Annotated in this window: 23 protein-coding genes, 1 pseudogene and 1 riboswitch; of the genes and pseudogenes, 14 read left to right on the top strand and 10 right to left on the bottom strand. The window is 71.3% G+C overall.

Features of this window, described 5'->3' with window-relative positions; translation table 11 throughout:
- Positions 1 to 23: 23 nt before the first annotated feature.
- Positions 24 to 2,732: a pyruvate, phosphate dikinase gene (ppdK, locus tag ACLQ2S_RS15160; protein ID WP_425701880.1), complete on the bottom strand. Its 2,709-nt coding sequence runs from the start codon at positions 2,730 to 2,732 to the stop codon at positions 24 to 26.
- 289 nt (positions 2,733 to 3,021) lie between these two features.
- Here ppdK and ACLQ2S_RS15155 point away from each other — a divergent pair, with 289 nt between their 5' ends.
- Both ACLQ2S_RS15155 and ACLQ2S_RS15150 read left to right on the top strand, forming a co-directional pair.
- On the top strand, positions 3,022 to 4,758 hold the full coding sequence (locus ACLQ2S_RS15155) for a beta-N-acetylhexosaminidase (RefSeq protein ID WP_425701959.1): 1,737 nt from the start codon (positions 3,022 to 3,024) through the stop codon (positions 4,756 to 4,758).
- A gap of 396 nt (positions 4,759 to 5,154) precedes the next feature.
- Positions 5,155 to 5,808 (top strand): C39 family peptidase, encoded by a 654-nt coding sequence (locus ACLQ2S_RS15150; protein WP_155220716.1) that lies wholly within the window; start codon positions 5,155 to 5,157, stop codon positions 5,806 to 5,808.
- Between the two features lie 83 nt (positions 5,809 to 5,891).
- Here the strand turns inward: ACLQ2S_RS15150 and dusB are convergent, their stop codons facing one another.
- Positions 5,892 to 7,061, bottom strand: a complete 1,170-nt coding sequence (dusB, locus tag ACLQ2S_RS15145; RefSeq protein ID WP_375335360.1) for a tRNA dihydrouridine synthase DusB — start codon at positions 7,059 to 7,061, stop codon at positions 5,892 to 5,894.
- 179 nt (positions 7,062 to 7,240) lie between these two features.
- On the opposite strand from dusB, the gene ACLQ2S_RS15140 reads away from it, so the two are divergent.
- Complete coding sequence (locus tag ACLQ2S_RS15140) at positions 7,241 to 8,212, top strand: type IV toxin-antitoxin system AbiEi family antitoxin domain-containing protein (RefSeq protein WP_155220718.1); 972 nt, start codon at positions 7,241 to 7,243, stop codon at positions 8,210 to 8,212.
- Positions 8,213 to 8,264: 52 nt separating this feature from the next.
- On the opposite strand, the gene ACLQ2S_RS15135 is transcribed toward ACLQ2S_RS15140, so the two are convergent.
- From ACLQ2S_RS15135 to ACLQ2S_RS15125, 3 genes and pseudogenes are all read right to left on the bottom strand, one after another.
- Positions 8,265 to 9,644, bottom strand: a complete 1,380-nt coding sequence (locus ACLQ2S_RS15135) for a glycine--tRNA ligase (protein WP_155220720.1) — start codon at positions 9,642 to 9,644, stop codon at positions 8,265 to 8,267.
- Positions 9,645 to 9,756: 112 nt separating this feature from the next.
- Positions 9,757 to 10,221, bottom strand: a pseudogene (locus tag ACLQ2S_RS15130) (hypothetical protein); the annotation flags it as partial.
- 343 nt (positions 10,222 to 10,564) lie between these two features.
- Positions 10,565 to 10,906: an antibiotic biosynthesis monooxygenase family protein gene (locus tag ACLQ2S_RS15125; RefSeq protein ID WP_309223626.1), complete on the bottom strand. Its 342-nt coding sequence runs from the start codon at positions 10,904 to 10,906 to the stop codon at positions 10,565 to 10,567.
- Between the two features lie 29 nt (positions 10,907 to 10,935).
- On the opposite strand from ACLQ2S_RS15125, the gene ACLQ2S_RS15120 reads away from it, so the two are divergent.
- The 7 genes from ACLQ2S_RS15120 to ACLQ2S_RS15090 all read left to right on the top strand — a co-directional run bounded on the left by ACLQ2S_RS15120 (position 10,936) and on the right by ACLQ2S_RS15090 (position 15,329).
- Positions 10,936 to 11,193 carry a hypothetical protein gene (locus ACLQ2S_RS15120; RefSeq protein ID WP_155220724.1) on the top strand — a complete coding sequence of 86 codons (258 nt, stop codon included), beginning with the start codon at positions 10,936 to 10,938 and terminating at the stop codon, positions 11,191 to 11,193.
- Between the two features lie 55 nt (positions 11,194 to 11,248).
- Complete coding sequence (locus ACLQ2S_RS15115; protein WP_155220726.1) at positions 11,249 to 12,208, top strand: metal ABC transporter substrate-binding protein; 960 nt, start codon at positions 11,249 to 11,251, stop codon at positions 12,206 to 12,208.
- Entirely contained in the window at positions 12,205 to 12,969 is a 765-nt protein-coding gene (locus tag ACLQ2S_RS15110; protein WP_309223627.1) for a metal ABC transporter ATP-binding protein, read from the top strand. The genes ACLQ2S_RS15115 and ACLQ2S_RS15110 overlap by 4 nt, the downstream gene beginning before the upstream one ends.
- Positions 12,966 to 13,835: a metal ABC transporter permease gene (locus ACLQ2S_RS15105; protein WP_309223649.1), complete on the top strand. Its 870-nt coding sequence runs from the start codon at positions 12,966 to 12,968 to the stop codon at positions 13,833 to 13,835. Before ACLQ2S_RS15110 ends, ACLQ2S_RS15105 begins: the two co-directional genes overlap by 4 nt.
- A gap of 37 nt (positions 13,836 to 13,872) precedes the next feature.
- On the top strand, positions 13,873 to 14,172 hold the full coding sequence (locus ACLQ2S_RS15100) for an ArsR/SmtB family transcription factor (RefSeq protein ID WP_309223628.1): 300 nt from the start codon (positions 13,873 to 13,875) through the stop codon (positions 14,170 to 14,172).
- The gene (locus ACLQ2S_RS15095; RefSeq protein WP_155220730.1) at positions 14,169 to 14,567 is read left to right on the top strand and encodes a Fur family transcriptional regulator; all 399 of its coding nucleotides are present in this window, start codon (positions 14,169 to 14,171) and stop codon (positions 14,565 to 14,567) included. Before ACLQ2S_RS15100 ends, ACLQ2S_RS15095 begins: the two co-directional genes overlap by 4 nt.
- Before the next feature lie 147 nt (positions 14,568 to 14,714).
- On the top strand, positions 14,715 to 15,329 hold the full coding sequence (locus ACLQ2S_RS15090) for a hypothetical protein (RefSeq protein WP_425701879.1): 615 nt from the start codon (positions 14,715 to 14,717) through the stop codon (positions 15,327 to 15,329).
- Positions 15,330 to 15,357: 28 nt separating this feature from the next.
- Here the strand turns inward: ACLQ2S_RS15090 and ACLQ2S_RS15085 are convergent, their stop codons facing one another.
- The 3 genes from ACLQ2S_RS15085 to ACLQ2S_RS15075 all read right to left on the bottom strand — a co-directional run bounded on the left by ACLQ2S_RS15085 (position 15,358) and on the right by ACLQ2S_RS15075 (position 18,932).
- The gene (locus tag ACLQ2S_RS15085) at positions 15,358 to 17,304 is read right to left on the bottom strand and encodes an acyl-CoA dehydrogenase family protein (protein WP_425701958.1); all 1,947 of its coding nucleotides are present in this window, start codon (positions 17,302 to 17,304) and stop codon (positions 15,358 to 15,360) included.
- A gap of 197 nt (positions 17,305 to 17,501) precedes the next feature.
- Positions 17,502 to 17,999 carry a DUF6328 family protein gene (locus ACLQ2S_RS15080; RefSeq protein WP_309223629.1) on the bottom strand — a complete coding sequence of 166 codons (498 nt, stop codon included), beginning with the start codon at positions 17,997 to 17,999 and terminating at the stop codon, positions 17,502 to 17,504.
- A gap of 102 nt (positions 18,000 to 18,101) precedes the next feature.
- Complete coding sequence (locus tag ACLQ2S_RS15075) at positions 18,102 to 18,932, bottom strand: alpha/beta fold hydrolase (protein ID WP_155220732.1); 831 nt, start codon at positions 18,930 to 18,932, stop codon at positions 18,102 to 18,104.
- Between the two features lie 142 nt (positions 18,933 to 19,074).
- A riboswitch (TPP riboswitch) is annotated at positions 19,075 to 19,180 on the top strand.
- A gap of 72 nt (positions 19,181 to 19,252) precedes the next feature.
- Here ACLQ2S_RS15075 and ACLQ2S_RS15070 point away from each other — a divergent pair.
- The 3 genes from ACLQ2S_RS15070 to ACLQ2S_RS15060 all read left to right on the top strand — a co-directional run bounded on the left by ACLQ2S_RS15070 (position 19,253) and on the right by ACLQ2S_RS15060 (position 22,195).
- On the top strand, positions 19,253 to 19,843 hold the full coding sequence (locus ACLQ2S_RS15070) for an ECF transporter S component (protein ID WP_425701878.1): 591 nt from the start codon (positions 19,253 to 19,255) through the stop codon (positions 19,841 to 19,843).
- A gap of 121 nt (positions 19,844 to 19,964) precedes the next feature.
- Positions 19,965 to 21,398 carry an ABC transporter ATP-binding protein gene (locus ACLQ2S_RS15065; protein ID WP_155220736.1) on the top strand — a complete coding sequence of 478 codons (1,434 nt, stop codon included), beginning with the start codon at positions 19,965 to 19,967 and terminating at the stop codon, positions 21,396 to 21,398.
- Entirely contained in the window at positions 21,395 to 22,195 is an 801-nt protein-coding gene (locus ACLQ2S_RS15060) for an energy-coupling factor transporter transmembrane component T family protein (protein ID WP_155220738.1), read from the top strand. The genes ACLQ2S_RS15065 and ACLQ2S_RS15060 overlap by 4 nt, the downstream gene beginning before the upstream one ends.
- Positions 22,196 to 22,284: 89 nt before the next feature.
- On the opposite strand, the gene ACLQ2S_RS15055 is transcribed toward ACLQ2S_RS15060, so the two are convergent.
- A complete protein-coding gene (locus tag ACLQ2S_RS15055) occupies positions 22,285 to 22,512 on the bottom strand; it encodes a hypothetical protein (protein ID WP_155220740.1) in 228 nt (75 codons plus the stop codon).
- Positions 22,513 to 22,911: 399 nt separating this feature from the next.
- Here ACLQ2S_RS15055 and gndA point away from each other — a divergent pair, with 399 nt between their 5' ends.
- Positions 22,912 to 24,357 carry an NADP-dependent phosphogluconate dehydrogenase gene (gene gndA, locus ACLQ2S_RS15050; protein WP_155220742.1) on the top strand — a complete coding sequence of 482 codons (1,446 nt, stop codon included), beginning with the start codon at positions 22,912 to 22,914 and terminating at the stop codon, positions 24,355 to 24,357.
- A gap of 75 nt (positions 24,358 to 24,432) precedes the next feature.
- Here the strand turns inward: gndA and ACLQ2S_RS15045 are convergent, their stop codons facing one another.
- A complete protein-coding gene (locus ACLQ2S_RS15045) occupies positions 24,433 to 24,618 on the bottom strand; it encodes a hypothetical protein (RefSeq protein WP_425701877.1) in 186 nt (61 codons plus the stop codon).
- Positions 24,619 to 24,639 lie beyond the last annotated feature (21 nt).

Here is a 24,639-nt window from a genome sequence, read left to right as displayed (position 1 = left end):
ACCCCAGGGGGCGGGGCGTGTGGTCAGCGGCTGTCGGAGCCGGTGGTGACCACCGTGGCCCGGCCGGCCTCCAGCCGTGCGACCGGCACCCGGAACGGTGAGCAGGAGACGTAGTCCAGCCCGACGGAGTGGAAGAAGTGCACCGAGTCCGGGTCACCGCCGTGCTCGCCGCACACACCGATCTTGAGCCCCGGACGGGCCGCCCGGCCCTCCTCGGCGGCGATGCGTACCAGCCTGCCGATGCCGTCGGCGTCGATGGACTCGAACGGCGAGATGCCGAAGATGCCCAGTTCCAGGTAGCGCCAGAAGAAGGCCCCTTCCACGTCGTCGCGGGAGAAACCCCAGCCCATCTGGGTCAGGTCGTTGGTGCCGAAGGAGAAGAACTCGGCGGCCTCGGCGATCTGCCCGGCGGTCAGCGCGGCCCGGGGCACCTCGATCATCGTGCCGATCAGCACGTCCACCTCGCTGCCGCCGACCACCTCGGCGATGATCCGTTCGGCCTCGGCGCGTACCGTCTCCAACTCCTGGACCGCGCCGACCAGCGGGACCATGATCTCCGGGCAGGACCGGATCCCCTGGCGGGCGCACTCCACGGCGGCCTCGGTGATCGCCCGGACCTGCATCGCGAAGAGACCGGGGATGACCAGCCCCAGGCGTACGCCGCGCAGCCCGAGCATCGGGTTCTCCTCGTGCATCCGGCGTACCGCCGCGAGCAGCGCCTCCTCCTTGGCGACGTCCTCGCCGCGTTCCTGGGCGACCGCCACGTTGACCGCGAGCTGCTCCAACGGCGGCAGGAACTCGTGCAGCGGCGGGTCGATCAACCGTACGGTGACCGGCAGCCCGTCCATCTCCCGGAAGATCTCCACGAAGTCCGCCCGCTGCAACGGCAGCAGTGCGGCCAGCGCCTCGTCGCGTTCCGCCGGATCGCGGGCCAGGATCAGCCGTTCCACCAGTTCGCGGCGGTCACCGAGGAACATGTGCTCGGTGCGGCACAGGCCGATGCCCTCGGCGCCGAACCGCCGGGCGCGGGCCGCGTCGGCGGCCGTGTCGGCGTTGGTGCGCACCGCCAGGCGTCGGCTGGCGTCGGCGTACGACATGATCCGGTGCACCGCCTTGACCAGGGCGTCGTCGGTGGCCTCCGGGTCGACCTCGCCCTCGAAGTAGCGCACCACCTCCGACGGGCTGACCGGCACCTCGCCCAGGTACACCTTGCCGGTGGTGCCGTCGATGGAGACGACGTCGCCCTCGCCGACCGTCTGCCCGGCCACCATGAAGCGCCGCTTCGGCACGTCGATGGTCAACTCGTCCGCGCCGGAGACGCAGGTCTTGCCCATCCCCCGGGCCACCACGGCGGCGTGGCTGGTCTTGCCGCCTCGTGAGGTGAGGATGCCCCTGGCGGCGATCATGCCGTTGAGGTCGTCCGGGTTGGTCTCCCGGCGGACCAGGATCACGGCCTCGCCCTCGGCGGCCAGCTCGACCGCGCGGGCCGAGGTGAACACCACCTTGCCGACGGCCGCGCCCGGCGAGGCACCGATGCCGGTGGCGACCGGCTGGAACTCGTGGTCGAGCTGGAAGCGCGGGAACATCAGCTGGGCGAGTTGGGCGCCGTTGACCCGGTGCAGCGCCTCGTCGAGGTCGATCAGGCCCTCGTCGACCAGCTGACCGGCGATGACGAACGCGGCGGCGGCGGTGCGCTTGCCGACCCGGGTCTGGAGCATCCACAGCTTGCCGCGCTCGATGGTGAACTCGATGTCACACAGGTCCCGGTAGTGCCGTTCCAGCCGGGCCATGTAGTCGAGCAGTTCGTCGTAGGACTTCTTGTCAATCCGCTCCAGCTCCTGCAACGGCACGGTGTTGCGGATACCGGCGACGACGTCCTCGCCCTGCGCGTTGGCCAGGTAGTCGCCGTAGATGCCCTGGGCGCCGCTGGCCGGGTCGCGGGTGAAGGCGACGCCGGTGCCGGAGTCGGCCCCGAGATTGCCGAAGACCATCGCCACCACGTTCACCGCGGTGCCGAGGTCGGCCGGGATGCGCTCCTGACGGCGGTAGACCACCGCCCGCTCCGCGTTCCACGAGTCGAACACCGCGCGTACCGCCAGGTCCAGCTGCTCGCGCGGCTCCTGCGGGAAGTCCCGCCCGGTGTGCTTGCTGAAGATCTTCTTGTACGCGTCGACCAGCTCGCGCAGGTCACCCGCGTCGAGGTCGAGGTCGTCGGTGGTGCCCCGGGCGTGCTTGGCCTCGTCGAGCGCGTGCTCGAACTCCTCACCCGGCACGTCGCAGACCGTCTTGCCGAACATCTGGATCAGCCGCCGGTAGGAGTCCCAGGCGAACCGTTCGTTGCCTCCCGCCTGCGCCGCCAGGCCCACCACCGAGCGGTCGTTGAGCCCGACGTTGAGCACGGTCTCCATCATTCCGGGCATCGAGAACTTCGCCCCGGAGCGTACGGAGACCAGCAGCGGGTCGTCCGGGTCACCGAGGCGGCGGCCCATCGCCCGCTCCAGCGACGCGAGGTGGTTGGCGATCTGCTCGGCCAGTCCGGCCGGTTCCGCACCGGTGGCGAGGTATGCCTTGCACGCCTCGGTGGTGATGGTGAAGCCGGGCGGCACCGGCAGGCCGAGATTGGTCATCTCGGCCAGGTTCGCTCCCTTGCCGCCGAGCAGGTCCTTGAGGTCCTTGTTGCCCTCGGCGAAGTCGTAGACGTACTTGTGCTCAACCGTCTCTTGCGCTGTCACCAGAGCCTCCCACGCGCCCGGATTGACACTTAACGAAGGTTCAGTTCTCAGGTACCCCGGACCCATCACCTGGTAATCCGGAAGTCGTGCCGATCGGTGGGCGAAGGCTAAGCGAACAACGCGTGACCTGGGAGCATCCGGTGACAATAGGCACAGCAATCACGACTGTCCGCGTTCATGACAGTTTTTGGGAACGATTCCACGCGCACATTCACGCAATCGCCAGCCTCCCCGTACGCTTGACGGCACGTTGTGTGACCACCTCGCACCATTGCCACAACCGCCGCGAATACACCCCTCGGGAGTCCCCTTGTCCGCCCCGCCCAGCAGCACACCGGAGCCACTCGACCCGTCCCGCGCCACCGCCGCCGCGCCGGCCGACGACGCGGCCCTGATCGTCGGGCGTACCGCCGGGGAGTTGGCCAGGGCGGCGGAGCAAGCGGCGGCGGCGCTGCTCGCACCGCCGGCACCGATCCGGCTGGGTGATGTGGTGCCCGCTCCGGAGCGGGTCGAACCGGACGCCACGGCCGACTACCTGCTCACCGCCGACACGGTGATCCGGGCCAGCGCCGATCCGGCCGCCCTGGCGGTCGCCGACGAACTCGCCGCGCTGCTGCGCCCGGCCACCGGCTACCCGCTGCCGGTCACCGATGCCGCCACACCCGCCCCGGCGGGCGGCATCGCCCTCGCCCTGACCGGCGAGGCCGCCCTGGGCGCGGAGGGCTACCGGCTCGACATCACCACCGACGGGGTACGCGTCACCGCCGGCACCGCCGCCGGACTCTGGTACGGCGTGCAGACGCTGCGCCAGCTACTACCGGCCGCCGTCGAGAACACCACTGCGGTCGACGAACGCTGGGTGCTGCCGGGCGGGTCGATCCTCGACCGCCCCCGCTACCCGCACCGAGGGGCGATGCTCGACGTGGCCCGGCACTTCTTCGGGGTCACCGACGTGCTGCGCGTGATCGACCACCTGGCCCGTTACAAGCTCAATCGACTGCACCTGCACCTCACCGACGACCAGGGCTGGCGCATCGCGATCGACTCGTGGCCCCGACTGGCCACCGTCGGCGGGGCCGGCGCGGTCGGCGACGCCCCCGGCGGCTACTACTCCCGGGCCGACTACCAGCGGATCGTGGCGTACGCCGCCGACCGGCACGTCACCGTGATCCCCGAGATCGACCTGCCCGGCCACACCCACGCCGCGCTGACCGCGTACGGCGAGCTGTCCCCCGACCGCGTCGCACCACCGCCGTACACCGGCACCGACGTCGGCTTCAGCTACGTCGACCCGACCAGCCAGCGCACGTACGACTTCGTCGCCGACGTGCTCGGCGAGATCGCCGCGCTCACCCCGGGGCGCTGGCTGCACATCGGCGGCGACGAGGCGTTCAAGGTGCCCGCCGAGGTGTACGCCACCTTCGTCGAACGGGTGCAGCACATCGTCACCGGGCTGGGCCGGGAGGTGGTCGGCTGGCACCAGATCGCCCCCGCCGCCCATACCCACCCGAGGATCCTCCAGTGGTGGGGCACCACCGGCGACGATCCGGTGACCGCCGAGGCGGTGCGTCGGGAGGACCGGCTGGTCCTCTCCCCGGCCAACCACGCGTACCTCGACATGAAATACGCCCCGGACACCCCGATCGGGCACGACTGGGCCGGTTTGATCGACGTACGCCGGGCGTACGACTGGGATCCCGCCAACCACCTGGTCGGCGTACCGGCCGAGGCGGTGCTCGGCGTCGAGGCGCCGCTCTGGACCGAGTACGTGACCACCCTCGCCGAGGTCGAGTTCATGATGTTCCCCCGGCTGCCCGCCATCGCCGAGCTGGGCTGGTCACCCCGGTCGACGCACGACTGGGAGGCGTTCCGCGTACGGTTGGCGGGGCACGGCCCGCGTTGGGCCACCGCGGGCATCGCGTACCACCGCGCTCCCGAGCTGCCCTGGCCGACGTCGGCGGGGCCGGTCCCCGCGCCGCGCGACCCGTCGACCGGGCACGCGCCGCCCGCGAACCTACCCGGATGACCGCTTCATCCTTTTTGCCGGGATATTTGATATTTGATCGTTTAGGCGTTATGTCCGATATCCGGTGACCGGGGCCACCCCACCGGCGGAATGACGGGACGGGCCCCGTCGTTGTACATGACGTAACCACGAGCGCCTCCGAGCGCCGCCCCCCGGCGGGAATGACCCCCCACCGCCGGGCGTTACATCCCCCGGACACGGGTCATCCGCCTCCCCCGCGAGGCACCCCGGAATGACCGGCGACCCCTCCGGCGTTACACCCTCCCGGACGCCGCCTCCCCCGGCACCGAGCGCCCGGACGATTCGTTAGCACATCCCCCTTCACGCACGACCCACCCGCGTTTCTCCTTCTCGCGGGCAGTCGCGCGCACCCCCGAACGAAAGGTGTGGATCATCATGGCTAACACCATCCTGCGCAAGACCGCTCTGACCATCGCCGCTGCCGCCGCCACCGCCGGTGGCATCGCCGGCCCCGCCATCGCCGCCCAGGCCACCCCGGGCGTGCAGGCCGCCATGGTGGCCGACCGCAAGCCCGGCGGCGAGCGTGAACTCGACGTGCGTTACGAGGCGCAGCCGAACTTCTACTACTGTGGCCCCGCCGCCGCCCGCAACGCCCTGAGCGTGCAGGGCAAGAACATCGACGTGGACGCCATGGCCAAGGAGATGCGTACCACCGAGGCCGGCACCAACTCGATCAACGACATCACCCCGGTACTGAACAAGGAGACCGGTAAGGACGTCTACAAGTCGGTCGAGATCTCCGGCGCCAAGGCCGACGACAAGCAGACCGACAAGCTGCGCGCCGACGTGGTCCGCACCGTCGACGACGGCCGTGCCGTGGTCGCCAACATCGCCGGCACCGCCACGGACACCGACGGCATCGCGCACAGCTTCGAGGGCGGCCACTACATCAGCGTCGTGGGCTACCGCGACAACGGCAACGTCGTCACCATCGCCGACTCCGCCGACCCCGCCCAGGCCTCCTACCGGATGAGCATCGACACGCTCGCCGACTGGATCGCCACCCGTGGCTACACCGCCACCAGCTGACACCCGTACCGCGAAGGGCCGGCCCCCACGGGGGCCGGCCCTTCGTCGTCTTCCCCTCGGCGACCCGAGGGATGGTGCCGTGGTCAGCCGCCGGAGTCGGCCAACTCGGCGCCCTCGGGAACGGTGTCGTCGTCGCGGCTGGCCAGCCAGCCGTCGGGCAGGAAGACCTTGCCCGGTGAGTTGGTACGACCACGCGGCTGACCCAACGTCTCCACCGGGAACGGCACCGCCGGGTCGAGCTTGCCGAGCAGGTCGTCCAACTGGGCCAGACTGTCGATCATCGCCAGCGAGCGGCGCAGTTCACTGCCGACCGGGAAGCCCTTCAGATACCAGGCGACGTGCTTACGGAAGTCGGTGCAGCCGTCGCGTTCACCACGAGCCGGATTGCGGGCACCGGCGGTGAACTGCTCGACCAGCAGCTCGGCGTGCCGGCGCATGGTCACCGCCACCTCGCCGAGGGTGGGCAGCCGACGCTGCGGCGAGCCGTCGAACGCCGCCTCCAGGTCGGCGAAGAGCCAGGGCCGCCCCAGACAGCCCCGGCCGATGACCACCCCGTCGGCCCCGGTGTGCGCCACCATCCGCAGCGCGTCGTCGGCCTCCCAGATGTCGCCGTTGCCGAGCACCGGCACGTCGAGCGCCTGCTTGAGGGTGGCGATGGCGTCCCAGTCCGCCAGGCCCGAATACCGCTGCGCGGCCGTACGCCCGTGCAGGGCGACCGCGGCGACCCCGGCCTCCTGGGCGGCGAGCCCCGCCTCGACGTACGTCAGGTGGTCGTCGTCGATGCCCTTGCGCATCTTGACCGTGACCGGCACCCCGGCGGGTGCGGCGGCCTCCACCGCGGCCCTCACCAGGCGGGCGAAGAGGCGCCGCCGCCAGGGCAGCGCCGCACCGCCACCGCGACGGGTCACCTTCGGCACCGGGCAGCCGAAGTTGAGGTCGATGTGATCGGCGAGATCCCGCTCGACCACGATCCGGACGGCGGCGGCGGTGGTCTCCGGGTCGGTGCCGTAGAGCTGGAGGCTACGCGGGTGCTCGTCCGCCCCGAACGCGATCATCCGGAGCGTCTTCGGGTTCCGCTCGACCAGAGCGACCGTCGTGATCATCTCGCAGACGTAGATCCCGCCGCCCTGCTCCCGACAGAGCTGCCGGAAGCCGACGTTGGTGATGCCGGCCATCGGGGCGAGCACCACCGGCGGCCACACCTGGTGCGCTCCGATGCTCAGCGGGCCCGCAGCGGCAGTCGTCATCGGCACCGCCCAAGTGTAAGGAAGGGCCCCTTCTTATCGCCTTGTGCATAGGAAGGGCCCCCTGCTAACGCGACGCATACCACATCCGAGCGTCGAGCAGAGCGTTGTCCACAGCGTGCGCGGCCCTCCACAGGCAGCCGCTCCGGGCCGGACACGACAGCACCGCGTCACCGATGCTGCGCCTCATGCGTACGCCCCCACCCGACTTCTCCGACCTGGCCGAACGACAGCACCAGATCGTCAGCCGTGGTCAACTCCTGGCCGCCGGCTTCGACGACATGTACCTGTACCGACAGACCCGGCGCGGCCTGTGGCAGCGGACGCTACCCGCGACGTACGCCCTGGTCACCGGCACCTTGACCGACGAGCAGCGGCGAATCGCAGCAGTCCTCTACGCCGGCGCCGAGGCGCAGCTCACCGGCCTGGCCGCGCTGGCCTGGTACGGCTTCCGGCAAAGCCCGCGTACCGACGCCGTACACCTCGTCGTGCCACATCACGCACGACGCAGGTCCGCCGGCTACGCGGTGATCTCGCGGGCCCTCGCCCTGGACAGCCGGGCCCGCGCCACGCCGCTGTACCCGGTGTGTTCACCCGCCCGCGCGGTGGTCGACGCGGCCCGCGACCTGCGCCAGCTGCGCCCGGTGCGGGCGCTCGTCGCCGAGGCCATCCAGCGGGGGTACGCGGACCTCGCGTCCCTCGACGAGGAGATTCGACGGGCCCGGCGCAGTCGGACGGCGCTGGTCAGAAAGGCGTTCTCGGAGGTGATGCAGGGCACGCGGTCGGCACCCGAAGCCGAGCTGAGAGAGTGCCTGGCGGAGAGTGCGGTGCTGGCGGAGATCCACTGGAATCCGCGCCTGATCGGTGCGGACGGCAGTTCCCTGCCGTCGCCGGACGGCTATCTGCCCGACGCGGCGGTGGCGCTGGAGGTCGATTCGCAGGAGTACCACTTCAGTCCTGCTGACTGGGCGCGCACGCTCGACCGGCACAACGAGCTGAGCCGGCACGGCATCCTGGTGTTGCACTTCACGCCGGCCCAGATCCGGCGCGATCCGCACCGAGTGCGCCGCACAGTGACCGATGCGTACGAGTCTCGGCGCGGCTACGGCGCCACCAGCCGGATCCGGGTGCAGCCGCAGCTTGGCGTGCGTGCGAGTTAAGAAGGGGCCCCTTCTCTACGCCAGGCGTTAAGAAGGGGCCCTTCCTTACACCTCAGCAGCCGGGGAGGTGGTCGATCAGGTAGCGCTCGACCTGGTCCAGACCGATCCGCTCCTGGGCCATGGTGTCCCGGTTCCGCACCGTCACGGCGTTGTCGTCCAGCGTGTCGAAGTCGACGGTGACGCAGAACGGGGTGCCGATCTCGTCCTGCCGGCGGTAGCGGCGACCGATCGCCTGCGAGTCGTCGAACTCGACCACCCAGCGCTTGCGCAGATCGGCGGCGAGCTGCTTCGCCTTCGGCGAGAGCGCCTCGTTACGCGACAACGGCAGCACCGCCGCCTTGATCGGGGCCAAGCGTGGGTCGAAGCGCATCACGGTGCGCTTGTCGACCCCGCCCTTGGTGTTCGGCGCCTCGTCCTCGTCGTACGCCTCGAGCAGGAAGGCCAGCACCGCGCGGGTGAGACCGGCGGCCGGCTCGATCACGTACGGGATCCACCGCTCGCCCTTGCTCTGGTCGAAGTACGACAGGTCGACGCCGGAGTGCTTGCTGTGCGTGGACAGGTCGAAGTCGGTGCGGTTGGCGATGCCCTCCAACTCGGCGAACTCGGTGCCGCCGAACTGGAACCGGTACTCGATGTCGACGGTGCGCTTCGAGTAGTGGGAGAGCTTCTCCTTGGGGTGCTCGTAGAAGCGCAGGTTGTTCTCGGAGAGACCGAGGTCGAGATACCAGTTCCAGCGCTCGGCGAGCCAGTACTCGTGCCACTGCTCGTCGGTGCCGGGCTCGACGAAGAACTCCATCTCCATCTGCTCGAACTCACGGGTACGGAAGATGAAGTTGCCGGGGGTGATCTCGTTGCGGAACGACTTGCCGGTCTGCGCGATGCCGAACGGCGGCTTCTTGCGGGCGACCGTCTCCACGTTGCGGTAGTTGACGAAGATGCCCTGGGCGGTCTCCGGCCGCAGGTAGTGCAGACCCTCCTCGCTCTCCACCGGGCCGAGGTAGGTCTTCATCAGGCCGTTGAACATCCGTGGCTCGGTGAAGGTGCCCTTGTTGCCGCAGTTGGGGCAGTTCAGCTCGGCCAACGAGGTCGGCGGGCGGCCGTGCTTGGCCTCGTATGCCTCCTCGAGATGGTCGGCGCGGAACCGCTTGTGGCAGGACTGGCACTCGGTCAGCGGGTCGACGAACGCCTCCAGGTGCCCGGAGGCGGCCCACACCTCCCGGGAGAGGATCACCGCGGAGTCCAGGCCCACCACGTCGTCGCGCTGCTGGACCATGGTCTTCCACCACTGCCGGCGGACGTTCTCCTTCAGTTCCACGCCGAGCGGACCGTAGTCCCACGCCGACCGGGTACCCCCGTAGATCTCGCTGGAGGGGAAGACGAAGCCCCGGCGCTTGGCGAGGCTGACGACGGCGTCGATACGGTCGGCTGGCATTTTTCCTCCTACGCCGACTGGCGGTCGGCGGGGACGTGATGGTCGGCGGGGATGACTCGGGACCACGGTACGACCCGTCGGGTCCCGAACCCAGCACATTACCCGCGGCCGGTCAGTTGACTCCGCAGACCTCCATGCCGCCGGTCTGCGGATCCTGCGCGAGCACGATTTGCTGATGTTCCTGACCGCCACCGCGGTAGGTCACCTCTACCGGCACGGTCAACGTCTCGATGTCCACCTCGCCGACCCGGTACGAGGAGATCTGCGGCTCGGCGGCGGAGCGGCGTTCGAACTCCTGCCGGGATTCGCGCCGCTGGGCGTCGTCACAGAGCTGGTCGTAGGCACGGCCGTAGTCGCCGTCGGAGAGGGCCCGGTAGTACTCGGAGGAGACCGTACGCCCCTGCTCCTCGATCGCCTGCACGCCGCTGACCAGCAGGCCGACCACCGCGGTGCCGCCACCGCCGCAGCAGAGCAGCAGGGCCAGCGCCCCCGCCCCGAGACCGAGCCAGAGCCGTGACCGCCCGCCCTCGGTCGGCGGTGCCGCGAACGGCGGCGCGACCCCGGGCCCGGGCGGCGGCCCGTCGCTACCGGCCGACGCGGTCGGACCGGCGGGCGGCGGACCGGCGGGTGGGGGTCCGGCGGGCGGCGACCCAGCCGATGGCGACCCAGCCGATGGCGGACCGGCCGATGGCGGACCGGCGGGCGGCGGACCGACAGGTGGGGGTCCGGGGGGTGGAGGTCCGGGGGCACCGAAGGCGGGCGGCGGTCCGGTGCCGGCGTTGGCTGGCGGGCCGGAGGCGGCCGGCGGCACGCCGCTGTCGCCGGGGCTCTGCGGTGCCTGCTGGCCGGGCAGCGAGGGATCTGGTGGTGGGGCTGCCGGTCCGTGGGCGGTCATAGGAGCCAGCGTAGTGCCAGGAGACTCAGCGGTAAGGACCCGCAGCCCGGTCGCTGGCGACCGTGACCACGTCCCCGTCCGGCGCCGCGGTCGCCAACGGCTCGTAGGCGGACGGCTCGTCGAGGCTCTCGGCGAGCAACGGCACGGCGGTGATCTTCACGTCGAACCCGCCGAGCGCTCGGCGGTAGGTGCCCACCGACTCCCATTCGGTGACCAGGCACCAGTGCCGGGGGTCGTCCAGCGCCCGGACCAACTGGCCGCGCTGGTAGCCGGGCCGGGCAGCGAGCGCGGCGAGGGCCGCGTGGGCCCGGGCGGTGAATGCCTCCGCGACGTCTTCGTCGACCACGAACCGGTTGGTGACCAGCACCGGCCCCTCCTCCTCGTAGAGTCTGTGGAATGCAGCGTACGCAGCCTGGCATCGCCGACCGACTGGCCCGGACCAACCCGACGACGGTGTTCCTGGTCACCCTCCTCCTCGCGTTGGTCGCGTTCTTCACCCCGGGCGTGGTCGGCGGCCTGTTCACCCTGTTGCTGGCCGGAGCGTTGGCGGCCCTGCTGGTGACCACCTGGGCGGTGCAGACCCCGCAGAACCGGGCGATCCGGCTGATCGTGCTGACCCTGCTGGTCACCGCGGGCCTGGTGAAGCTGCTCTGAACATGCAAGCATGCGTTTTTGACAATCATTGTCGTTGTCACGGACAGTCGAGGGCATGACGTTCCGCTCGACTCCGCGCGCCCTGGTCACCGCTGCGGCAGCCCTGCTCGCCCTGACCGGCGTCACCGCCTGTTCGAACGACGGCAGCGTCGGCGCCGACCCCCAGCGGGTCGACGTGGTGGCCGGTTTCTACCCGTTGCAGTTCCTCGCCGAGCGGGTCGGCGGCGACGCCGTGGTGGTGACGAACCTGGCCCGCCCGGGAGCCGAGCCGCACGACCTGGAGCTGAACCCACGCCAGGTCGGCCAGATCAGCGAGGCGGAGCTGGTCCTCGTGCTGCGCGGGTTCCAGCCCGCCGTGGACGAGGCGGTCGAACGCGGCGCCGGTGACCGCGTCTTTGACGTGGCGACCGTGGCACCCCTGCTGGACGTCACCGCCGGTGGTCACGACCACGACGGCGACGACCACGGCCACGAGGCCGAGCAGGTGTCCGACGGCGCCAAGGACCCACACGTCTGGCTCGACCCGACCCGGCTGGCCGCCATCGGCGACAAGCTCGCCGAGCGGCTCGGCACGATCGACCCGGACCGCGCCGCCGAGTACACCCAGCGGGCCACCGCCCTGCGTACCGAGCTGGAGCAGCTCGACAACGAGTTCACCGAAGGGCTGAAGACCTGCCAACGTCGGGAGATCGTGGTCAGCCACACCGCGTTCGGCTATCTGACCAGCAAGTACGATCTGGAGCAGATCGGTATCAGCGGGCTCACCCCGGAGGACGAGCCGTCCCCTCGGCGGCTGGCGGCGGTCGCCGAGGAGGCCCGGGAGCACCAGGCCACCACCATCTTCTTCGAGACGTTGGTCAGCCCGAAGGTGGCCGAGACCATCGCCCGGGAGGTCGGTGCCCGGACTGCGGTGCTGGATCCCCTCGAAGGCATGTCTGCCGAGGGCGACGGCGACTACTTTTCGGTGATGCGTACCAACCTGCGGACCTTGAGGACGGCGTTGAGCTGCTCGTGACACCTGACGTCATCACCGTCACGCACGGGGTGGTCGGCTACGACGGCCGTCCCGTGCTCCGTGACGTATCGCTGAACGTGACCACCGGTGAGGTGGTCGCGGTGCTCGGTGCCAACGGCTCCGGCAAGTCCACCCTGATCCGCGCCATTCTCGGCCTGGTCCCGCTGAGCGCCGGCCAGGTGACCCTCTTCGGCCGGCCGATACGCCAGTTCCGGCAGTGGCACCGCGTCGGGTATGTCCCGCAGCGTCTCGGTGCCGGCAGCGGCGTACCGGCGACCGTCGCCGAGGTGGTCGCCGCCGGGCGGCTGTCCCGCCGGGGGATCCTGCGCCCGCCCGGTCGCGTCGACCGGGCGGCCGTCGCCGAGGCGTTGCGCGCCGTCGGCCTGGCCGACCGGGCGAAGGACCCGGTCACCACCCTCTCCGGCGGGCAGCAGCAGCGCACCCTGATCGCCCGAGCCCTGGCCGGGCGACCCGAGGTGCTCATCCTCGACGAGCCGACGGCGGGCGTGGACGCGGTCAGCCAGGAGGCGTTCGCCGACGCGTTGCGTGAGTTCACCGACAGCGGGGGCACCGTCCTGCTCGTCGCCCACGAACTTGGTCCACTGCGCCCGCTGATCAGCCGAGCGATCGTCGTGCACCAGGGACTCGTGGTGCACGACGGCGCCGTGCCGGAGCCGGCCGGACACCACGCCGCGCCGGACCACGACCATGTGCACCCGCACGGTCCCGAGGAGCCCGCCGGGCTGTGGAGCGCACAGTGAGCCTCTTCCAGTACGAGTACATGCAGCTCGCGCTGCTCAGCGCGCTGGTCATCGGGCTGACCGCGCCCGCACTCGGCATCTACCTGGTGCAGCGGCGGCTGGCGCTGATCGGCGACGGCATCGGGCACGTGGCGTTGACCGGGGTCGGTGCCGGGCTGCTCTTCCAGACCTCCCCCGTGATCATGGCGGTGATCGCGGCCACCATCGGCGCGATCCTCATCGAGTTGATCCGGGAACGCGGCCGGACCTCCGGCGACCTGGCCCTCGCGTTGCTCTTCTACGGCGGCATCGCCGGTGGGGTGGTGCTGGTCGGGCTCTCCGACAGCACCAGCGCCCACCTCAACGCGTACCTGTTCGGCGCGTTGAGCACGACGTCCCGGGGGGATGTCGTCACCATCGTGGTGCTCGGCACGGCCGTGTTGCTCACGATGATCGGGCTGCGGCCCGCGCTGTTCGCGATCTGCCACGACGAGGAGTACGCCCGGGTCTCCGGCCTGCCGGTACGCGCGCTCAACCTGCTGCTCGCGATCACCACGGCGATCACGGTGACGATCGCGATGCGCGCGGTGGGCGTGCTGCTGATCAGCGCGCTGATGGTCGTCCCGGTGGCCACCGCGCAACAGGTCACCCGAGGGTTCCGCAGCACGATGGCGGCGGCGATGGCCCTCGGCCTGTTCGCCGGAGGGGCGGGTATCTGGATGGCGGCGCTCGCCGACACCGCGCCCGGCGCCTCGGTGGTGGTGGTCGCGATCGCCTCGTTCGTGGTGGTCACCGTGCTGGCCGTCGGCTGGCGTCGGATCCGCCGGGTCCGGCCCCACCCCGCGCCGACGCCGGAGCCCCACGAGGTCGTCCTGAACGGGTCCTGACCATGGGTGGGGCATCGGTATTGGTTACCGTTGCAAGGTGACCAGCGGATCCGGCTATGACGCGTACGAGGGTGCCAGCGAGTTGCTGCGCGCCCTCTCGGCACCGATCCGCTTGGCCATCGTCAGCGAGCTGGCCGACGGCGACCGCTGCGTGCACGAGCTGGTGGACAAGCTCGGCGTGGCCCAGCCGCTGGTCTCCCAGCATCTGCGGGTGCTCCGTGGGGCGGGCGTGGTCCGGGGCTCCCGGCGGGGGCGGGAGATCGCGTACACCCTGGTCGACGAGCACGTCGCGCACATCGTGGCCGACGCGGTCAGCCACGCAGGGGAGGTGTCATGAGCGAGCGTGGTGCGGCGCTGCGCAACACCCGTCAGCGTACGGCGGTGAGTGCGCTGCTCGCCCAGGTGGAGGGCTTCCACAGCGCCCAGGAACTGCACGCGATGCTGCGCGAGCGGGGCGAGCGGGTCGGCCTGACCACGGTCTACCGGACGTTGCAGGGCCTGGCCGACGCGGGCGAGATCGACGTGATGCGCCCGCCGGGCGGCGAACACCTGTATCGCCGGTGCAGCGAGGGGCATCACCATCACCTGGTCTGCCGGGGCTGCGGGCGTACGGTCGAGGTCGCCGGTCCCACGGTGGAGAACTGGGCCGACCGGGTCGCCGCCCAGCACGGCTACACCGACGTCAGCCACACCCTGGAGATCTTCGGCACCTGCCCGACCTGCGCCCCCTGACCCGCCACCGCCACCGCCACCGCCACCGACCCCGCCTCGCCTGGCTGTCGACGGCGAGAGCACCTCGGCCAGCATGGTCCGACCGGCGCGATCTGACGGGCTTCGGCCCGAGTGCCGGGTGGCGGAGTCCGTGGCAGGCTGTCCGGCGTGAAGATCTACGCTGATCGTTTTCCGACCGCGCTACGTCAGCTACTCACCGATCTACTCGTCGTCGTCTGGGTGTACGCGGCGATCCGGGGTGCGCTCTGGCTGCACGACCTGGTGCAGAAGCTCGCCGTACCCGGGCAGAAGCTGGAGGGCGCGGGCGGCGGCCTGGCCGACAACCTGGCCGAGGCCGGTGGCAAGGTCGGCCGGGTGCCGTTGGTCGGCGACGAGTTGACCGCGCCCTTCGAACGGGCGGCGAGCGCTGCCCGTTCGCTCGCCGAGGCGGGCCGCGACCAGCAGGAGCTGGTCGACCAGTTGGCGCTGGCGCTGGCCGTCGGACTGCTGATCGTGCCGCTCGCACTCGTGGTGTTCGGCTGGCTGCCGCTGCGGATCCGCTGGATACGGCGGGCGGGGTCGGCGGCGGCACTGGCCACCGCGCCCGCCGGTCGGGACCTGCTGGCCCTGCGTGCCCTGGCCGGTCAACCGCTGCGCGAACTCACCCGGATCTCACCCGACGTCGCCGAGGCGTGGCGCCAAGGCGACGAGGCCACCGTCGATGCCCTCGCCGCCCTCGAACTGCGTCGCCTGGGCCTGCGCAGCCCCAACCCGCCGAGCTGATCGAGAAGCGCACGCCCGGACGTGGTGGTCAACCGGACACGTCGGGGGTGGGCGGGGGGACACGGCGGCGGGCGTCGGCGGTGACGGTGGAGGGGCCCGGAGTCCAGGTCGCCACCCAGGGCAGCTCGGCGGGCGGGGTGATGACGCCCTGCTCCAGCGCGGCGTAACGGCCGTCGAGGAGGCGCTTGGCGGCGGTCACGTCGATCGAGTCGGTGTTCTCCCACAGGGCGGTGAACAACGCCTCGACCCGGACCCGGGCCTGCCGGCAGAACAGGTCGGCCAGCTCGACGTTCTCCGGACGGGTGTCGCGCTCGGCGTGCGCGCGTACGCAGACCGCGCTCATCGCGAACAACTCCGCGCCGATGTCCACCACCCGGCCGAGGAATGCCTGCTTGCGTTCCATCCGGCCCTGCCAGCGCGACATCGCGTAGAAGGTCGACCGGGCCAGCTTCCGGCTGGCGCGTTCCACCTGTCGCAGGTGCCCGGCGAGCGGGCCGAACTCGCCGTACCCGGTGGGCTGCTGGCCCTTGCCGACCGCGAGCGTCGGCAGCCACCGCGCGTAGAACGCGCCCGCCTTCGCCCCGGCCCTCGCCTTGCGGGCCAGCCCGGCCTCCGGATCGATGATGTCGCCCGCCACGGAGAGATGCGCGTCCACCGCCTCGCGGGCGATGAGCAGATGCATGATCTCCGTGGAGCCCTCGAAGATCCGGTTGATCCGCAGGTCGCGCAGCATCTGCTCGACCGCGGCCGGTCGTTCACCCCGGGCGGCGAGCGAGTCCGCCGTCTCGTACCCGCGTCCACCACGGATCTGCACCAGCTCGTCGGCGATCCGCCACGCCATCTCGCTGGCGTAGAGCTTCACCAGCGCCGCCTCGATCCGGATGTCGTTGCGATCGTCGTCGGCGAGCAGGCAGCAGAGGTCGAGCATGGTCTCCATGCCGTACGTGGTCGCGGCGATGAAGGCGAGCTTCTGGGCCACCGCCTCGTGCTCACCCACCCGCCGGCCCCACTGGACCCGCTCCGCCGACCACTCCCGGGCCACGTGCAGCGCCCACTTGCCCGCACCGACGCACATCGCCGGTAGCGACAACCGACCGGTGGTCAGCGTGCTCAGGGCGATCCGCAGCCCCTTGCCCTCGCCACCGATGACGTTCTCCTTGGGTACGAAGACATCGTGGAAGCGGGTGAGGCTGTTCTCCAGGCCACGCAGGCCGACGAAGGCGTTGCGACGTTCGACGGTGATGCCCTCGGCGTCGCCGTCGACCACGAAGGCGGTGATGCCGCCACGACGCCCCTCGGCCTTCGGGACCCGCGCCATCACCACGAGTTGGGTCGCCACGGTGCCGTTGGTGGCCCACAACTTGACGCCGTTGATCCGGTAGCCGGTGCCGTCGGGCGTCGGCTCCGCGGTGGTGGCCAGGCGGGCCGGGTCGGAACCCACGTCCGGCTCGGTGAGCAGGAACGCCGACACCTCCCCGGCGGCCAGCCGAGGCAGGAAACGCCGCTTCTGCTCCTCGCTGCCGAACATCTTCAAGGGCTGTGGCACACCGATCGACTGGTGTGCCGACAACAGCGCACCGATCGCCGGACTCACCGAGCCGGCCAGCATCAACGCCCGACAGTAGTGCAGGTTGCTCAGGCCCAACCCGCCGTACTCCGGCCCGATCTTCATGCCGAAGGCGCCCAGCCGAGCCAACCCCTGGAACACCTCGTCGGGGATGCGCGCGTCGCGTTCGATCGCCGCTCCGTCCACTTCGGAAATCAGGTAGTCGCGTAACCGGCCGAGGAACTCCTCGGCCCGAGCCTGCTCCTGCGGCTGCGGGCGGGGCCACGGGTCGATCAGGTCGAGCCGCAGCCGACCCAGGAAGAGTTCCTTGCCGAAGCTGGGCCGGTCCCAGTCGGCCTGCCGGGCCGCCTCGGCGACCTGGCGCGCCTCCTTCTCGGAAACCTGACCCACGGTGTCCGCTGTGGACACCTGTGCCGGTGCGTCCGGCTCGGGTTGCCGGCCCGACCCGGCGGTGCGGTCGTCGGTGGCTGACGGACGGTTGTTCTCGGCGATGGCCACGGCAAACCCCCGGGCTCGATCCGGACAGTCGAACTGTTCCGCCTGTTCAGCAGGCTACCCGGGTTCGTTACCCAAAGGTAGCCACGGATATCCGCAGCGGCGTCGCCTCACTCCTCGGCCAGGCCGCTCGGGTCCTCCTCGTCGTCGACGTCCTCTCCCCAGCTGCGCCGGGCGAACGGCAGGACCGTCCAGAACGTCAGGAACCACAGGCCGGTGATCCCGGTGAGCAGGAAGGAGATCGGTCGGGGCAGCACGAAGTCGGTGATCAGCAGCACCGAACTCATCATCGCGATCAGCATGAAGCCGAGGCCACCGCTGGCCATCTTGTGCGCGAAACGCACCAGCTCCGGCTTACGCCCCTGCCGGAACAGCGCCCGGTGGAAGGCCACCGGCGAAATGATCATCGCGGTGGCAGCGGCCGCGGCGAGCAACGCGACGATGTAGACGTCCCGCTGGAACGGAGTCGTCTCGCCGAAGCCGGCACTGAACGGCAGGGTCAGCAGGAAGGCGAAGAGAATCTGCACGCCGGTCTGCGCGACCCGCAGTTCCTGGAGCAGGTCGGCGAAGTTGCGCTGCCAGCGTTGCCTCTCGGTTTCCTTCGACACCGCAAACCTCCGGGGGCTGCGCCGACCGTTGCTGCCGACGGCAACGCTGATGCCCCAACGGGTTCCACCCGAAACCCACTCGGCGGACGACGGCGAACCCGCTCAGGCCGATGGGCGGACCCGGGCCAGGATCGCCTCGGCCAACGGAGTCGGTGCCTCGTCCGGAATCCAGTGGGTGACCCCGGGCAGTTCGACGAAGCGGAAATCCCCGGTCACGTGCGCGGCGCACGCCTGCGCGGCGACCCGGCCGATGGCGACGTCACCGTCGCTCCAGACGTACGTGGTCGGCACCGTCACCGGTCCGGTCGCCGCCAGGTCCGCCTTCGACATCGCCCGGTACCAGTTCAACGCGGCGGTCAGCGCACCCGGCTGACGCATCGGATCGACGTACCCGGCCACCCGGTCGCCGTCACCGACGCCACGCAGCAGCCGACGCAGCCCGGCAGCGCCCAACGCCAGCAGCGTCTTCTCCGCCACCCCCGGCTGCCGGAACAGCAGCATGTACGCCGAGCGTGCCTTCTGCTGCGGGTCGTGCCTGAGCGCGTGTGCCATGGCAGCCGGATGCGGCACGGAGATCGCGGTCAGCGTGCGCACCCGGTCCGGGTGGGCGGCGGCCAACGCCCACCCCACCACCGCACCCCAGTCGTGCCCGACCACGTGCGCGGCGGGGACATCGAGAGCGTCCAGCACCGCCACCGCGTCGGCGACCAGCTCACCCAGCCGGTACGCCTCGACCTGGCTGGGCCGGGCCTGTGGCGAGTAGCCCCGCTGGTCGAGCGCGTAGCTGCGCAGACCCGCCGCGTGCAGGGCCGGCCGGATGCCCGCCCACTGGCCCGAGTGCTGCGGGAACCCGTGCAACAACAGCACCGGCTCACCCTGCTCCGGGCCGCCGCTGGTGACCTCGAACCGCAGACCTCGGGCATCGATGCGCATACCCGACAGCCTAGCCGTACGGGCGTGGCACGCCCGAACCCCGCGATCAGGCCAGGATCCCGGCGATGAACACCCCGGGTGACCTGCGAAGATCACGTTGCCGGTGGATCTTCGGTGGTGTTAGCGTCGGCGGGACAGACAACACCTCCGACAGGGGAGCGCACAGCGCTGAGAGTGCGGGTCCGCCCGCAGACCCTCCGTACCTGATCTGGGTAATGCCAGCGCAGGGAGTTCGGTCCACCTCCAGCCCGCCACCGTTCGGCGCCGCCGTCCGGGGCGTGCGTCTTGCCTGGTTCGTATCTGGACTGGGAGCGATCATCATGCAGACCACCGACAGCAACCGCTGGCGCACCATCGACATCGTGGTGGCCTCGGTCATCGCCGTCGCCTTCGGCGTCATCTTCTGGGCCTGGGGCCTGGTGTGGAGCGCCACCGACAGCGCCTTCAGCTTCTTCCCGCCGGCACAGACCCTCATCTACGGGGTCTGGCTGGTGCCGGCCGTCCTCGGCGGCCTGATCATCCGTAAGCCGGGTGCCTCGCTGTACTGCGAACTGTTGGCGTCGATCATCTCGGCCCTGCTCGGCAGCCAGTGGGGCGGCATCGTGCTGCTCCAGGGCCTGATGCAGGGTGTCGGTGCCGAGTTGGCCTTCGCCGCCTTCCGCTACCGCTCCTACCGGTTGCCGACGGCCCTGCTGGCCGGTGCGCTGACCGGTCTGAGCGCGGCGATCTTCGACTTCGTCTACTGGAACGCCGGACGCGACATCGCCACCTACCGGCTCCCCTACGCCCTGCTCACCATCGTCAGCGCCACGGTGATCGCCGGTGCGGGCGGTCACCAGCTCACCCGTGCCCTGGCCCGCACCGGCGTCCTCGACCGCTTCCCCGCCGGTCGCGAACGCACCCTCATCTGAGCGCGTGTGTGAGGAGGCCATGCCCTCCTCACACACGCGCAGCACGCCCCGGGGTCGGCGGGCACCAACCGCCGACCCCGGGGGTCGGGGTACCAGCGAGCGTCGAGGGAGGGCGGGCGGGATGGGCGGCGGGGTGACGTTGCGCGGTTTCGGCTGGCGGCACGCCGGACGACGTGCCTGGGCGCTACGCGGAGTGGACCTGCGGGTGGAGCGCGGCGAGCGGGTGCTGCTGCTCGGGCCGTCCGGGGCCGGCAAGAGCACCCTGCTGGCCGCCCTGGCCGGGCTGCTGCCCGAGGACTCCGGCGAACACGAGGGCACCATCGAGATCGACGGTCGTAGCGCCGCCGAGGCGCGGGAGCGGGTCGGCATCGTCTTCCAGGACCCGCAGTCCCAACTCGTCATGGCCCGCAGCGGCGACGACGTGGCGTTCGGCCTGGAGAACCGGGGTGTGGCGGCCGACCAGATCTGGCCCCGGGTGGACGAGGCGCTGCACCGCGTCGGCTTCCCGTACCACCGGGACCGGCCCACCGCGGCGCTCTCCGGCGGTGAGCAGCAGCGTCTCGCCCTGGCCGGTGTGCTGGTGCTGCGCCCCGACCTGCTGCTGCTGGACGAACCCACCGCCAACCTCGACCCGGCGGGCGCCGCCCTGATCCGCGCGGCGCTCACCCGAGCGGTGGACGCCGACACCACGCTGATCCTGGTCGAGCACCGGGTCGCCGAGGCGCTGCCCCTGGTCGACCGGGTGGTGGTCCTCGAACCCGGCGGCGGCGTCCGCGCCGACGGCCCACCGGAGGCGGTCTTCGCCGCACACGGCGACACCCTCGCCGCCGAGGGGGTCTGGGTGCCCGGTCGGGAGATCCCGCCACGCCGGGCCACCGGCCCGGCCGGCGAGGTGCTGCTCACCGCCGAAAAGCTCGGCCAACCGTCCCGGCTGGCCCCCATCGACCTGACCGTACGCGCCGGTGAGGCGCTCGCCGTGCTCGGCCCGAACGGTGCCGGGAAGTCCACCCTGGCGCTGGCGCTCGGCGGGCTGCTCCGGCCGGGCACCGGACGGTTGACGGCCTCCCCGGAGTTGGCCGGGGTCGACTCCCGCACCGCGCCGCACCGCTGGCGGGCACCGGCGCTGACCCGCCGGATCGGGTCGGTGTTCCAGAATCCCGAACACCAGTTCGTCACCGGCACGGTCTTCGACGAACTGGCGCTGGGGCCGAGGCGGACCGGGGCGTCCGAGGCGGCGGTCCGCGACCGGGTGACGGACCTGTTGAGCCGGCTGCGACTGGACCGGCTCGCCGCCGCCAACCCGTACACCCTCTCCGGTGGCGAGGCACGGCGGCTGAGCGTGGCGACCGCCCTGGCCACCGCGCCCCGCCTGCTGATCTGCGACGAGCCCACCTTCGGTCAGGACCGGCGCACCTGGCGGGAACTGGTCGACCTGCTCGCCGACCTCCGCGACGCCGGCAACGGCCTGGTCGCGGTCACCCACGACGCCGAGTTCGTGGCCGCGTTGGCCGACCGCACGCTGGCCCTCGCCCCGCCCGCGGTGGCGCAGCGATGATCAGTGTGGAGCCGTTCGCCAGGTCGGACGCGCCGTTGGCCCGGCGTAACCCGGTGGCCAAGCTGGCCGCCGCGATGCTGTTCGCGTTTCCGCTGATGGCCACCCTGGACCCGGTCGCACCGGCTATCGCGATCGCCGTGGAGTTGGCGGTGCTGCCGCTGTTCGGAGTACGTCCCGCTCTGCTGGTCCGCCGGGCCTGGCCGCTGCTGGCCGCCGCCGTCGGCATCCTGGTCACGCTGGTGCTCTTCGCGGCCGACCGGTCGGGCCGGGTGCTGTTCGACGCGGGCCCGGTCGTGGTGACCTCGGGCGTGCTGATCACCGCGCTCGGCCTGGTGTTGCGGTTGTTCGCGGTGGCCCTGCCCGGGGTGATCGTCTTCGCCACCACCGACCCGACCGACCTGGCCGACGCACTGGTGCAGAACGCCAAGGCCCCTGCCCGGTTCGCCATCGGCGCGCTGGCGGCGTTCCGGTTGGTGCCCCTGCTCGGCCAGGAGTGGCAGATGATCACGATGGCGCGCCGGGCCCGTGGGGTCGAGGCCGGGCGCAGTCCGGTGGCCCGGATGCGGCTGTTCGTCTCGACGGCGTTCACGCTGCTGGTCGGCGCGATCCGGCGAGGTACCCGGCTCGCCGTGGCGATGGACGCCCGGGGCTTCGACAGCGGGCTGCCGCGCACCTTCGCCCGTCGGCAGCACTTCGGTGTGGCCGACTGGCTGCTGATCGTCGGCGCGACGGCGATCGCCGGGGCCGCGCTGGCCGTCAGCGTGGCGCTCGGCACCTTCCGTCCCCTGATCGGCTGACCGCCGGTCGCGGGCGGGCCACGCCCAGGAACGCCACGAGGCCGGGTGCGGTGGGCGTACCCATTCCACACCCGGCCCCGGATGGACCGTCAGCTACGCCGGAAGGCGTACTGGCGCACGTGCCCGTGCCGTTGCCCGCGTCCGACGCCGGCCGCGCCGGTGACCGGCGGCCCGGCCTTCGGCCTGTTCGGCCGGACAACCGGCAGGGTGGGCTTCGGCGTGATCGCGACATCGTCCAGGTTCGCCGGCGTGACGGCGGCGAGCTCGGCCGAGTGGCGGTCGGGACGGGACTTTCGCAGGCTGCGCTTGGCTGGCATCTGTGCCTCCTCGCTCGGTCGGCGACCGGTGGCCGGTCGACCGTTTCGTGCGGACCACCCCCTGGGTGGTCGAACGGATTCGGACTGCTGCCCGGGACCGGCCACGGAAGACACCACCACCGCCGATGGCGGGTGGACACACGCGGACGCCCGGGAGCGCACAGGTCGCGGCTCGACGGCGGCGGACCCGGCTCGGATAAAGGGGCGTCAGTAGCGCATGCCCGCACGCTACCAGCCCGCTCGCAGCGGGCGCATGCGAATTAACGGCAGCGGTTCTCGTCCGGGTTCTCATCGCTACGCGACCACCTGATGACCAGCGGTGGGGGGACGACGCACGACGGGAGGGGGCCGCGATACCGTCGCAGCACTACAGGCAGACGGCGGAAGGTGGCGACGAGGATGGCGGATCGGGCTACGGCGCAGATCGGTGTGACGGGGCTGGCGGTGATGGGCCGCAACCTGGCCCGCAACCTGGCCCGCAACGGGTTCACCGTGGCGTTGCACAACCGCTCGCCGGAGCGGACCCGGTCGCTGGTGGCGGAGCACGGCGACGAGGGCACCTTCGTCCCGACGGAGTCCCTGGCGGACTTCGTCGCCGCGCTGGAGCGCCCCCGCGCGGTGATCATCATGGTCAAGGCGGGCGGTCCCACCGACGCGGTGATCGACGAGTTGGTGCCGCTACTGGAGGCGGGCGACATCATCATCGACTGCGGCAACGCGCACTTCGCCGACACCCGTCGTCGGGAGGAGACGCTGCGCGCCCACGGCCTGCACTTCGTCGGCACCGGCGTCTCCGGTGGCGAGGAGGGCGCGTTGTGGGGGCCGAGCATCATGCCGGGCGGCTCACCCGAGTCGTACCGCAAGCTCGGGCCGATCTTCGAGAAGATCGCCGCGCAGGTCGACGGCGTACCCTGCTGCCAGCACGTCGGGCCGGACGGTGCCGGGCACTTCGTCAAGATGGTCCACAACGGCATCGAGTACGCCGACATGCAGCTCATCGCCGAGGCGTACGACCTGCTGCGGGCCGGGCTCGGCGCGGAGCCGGCGGAGATCGCGCAGATCTTCCGGGAGTGGAACTCCGGCGAGCTGGAGTCCTTCCTGATCGAGATCACCGCGGACGTGCTGGGGCACACCGATGCCGCCAGCGGGCGGCCCTTCGTGGACGTGGTGCAGGACCGGGCCGAGCAGAAGGGCACCGGCCGGTGGACCGTCCAGATCGCACTGGACCTGGGCATCCCGATCACCGGTATCGCCGAGGCCACCTTCGCCCGATCGCTGTCGGGGCACGTCGGTCAGCGCGAGGCCGCCCAGCGGGCCTTCCCGGAGGCCGGCGAGAAGTGGCAGGTCAGTGACCGCGAGTCCTTCATCGAGGACGTACGCCGGGCGCTGCTCGCCTCGAAGATCGTCGCGTACGCCCAGGGCTTCGACCAGATCCGTGCCGGCAGCGCCGAGTACGACTGGGGCATCGACCTGGGTGGCACCGCGACCATCTGGCGCGGCGGCTGCATCATCCGGGCCCGCTTCCTCGACCGCATCAAGCAGGCGTACGACGAGCAGCCGGAGCTGCCCTCCCTGCTGGTGGCACCGTGGTTCGCCGACACTGTGCGCGACGGCGTGCCGAGCTGGCGACGGGTGGTGGCCGACGCGGCCCGGGCGGGTGTGCCGGCCCCGGCGTTCGCCTCGTCACTGGCGTACTTCGACGCGCTGCGCGCGGAGCGGCTGCCGGCCGCGCTGATCCAGGGTCTGCGGGACAACTTCGGCGCGCACACCTACCGTCGGGTCGACCGGGACGGTTCCTTCCACACCCTGTGGGCCACGCCGGACCGCGCCGAGGTTGAGGCCTGAGTTCACGCCGACCGGGCATCTCGCGGTATCCGGTGGATCGGATACCGCGAGATGCCCGGTGACCCGTCAGTCGGGTCAGAAGAAGCGGCGGCGCTTGGCCTGCCGTGGGCGGATCAGGTCGGCGCCCTTGTTGAGCAGACGGGTGGCCCGGTTGGGGCCACGGCGGGCCTCCAGCGTGTGGCTCAGTTTCCGGGCCCCGGCGGCGGCGACCGGCACCGCGATCGCCATCACCGCCCACTGCCCGATGCGCTTGCGAAGCATATGGGTTCACCTCCGTCAGTG

The sequence above is a fragment of the Micromonospora sp. DT48 genome (genome assembly GCF_049844495.1).
GTDB lineage: Bacteria > Actinomycetota > Actinomycetes > Mycobacteriales > Micromonosporaceae > Micromonospora.
This window is presented reverse-complemented; position numbering and strand designations above follow the sequence as displayed.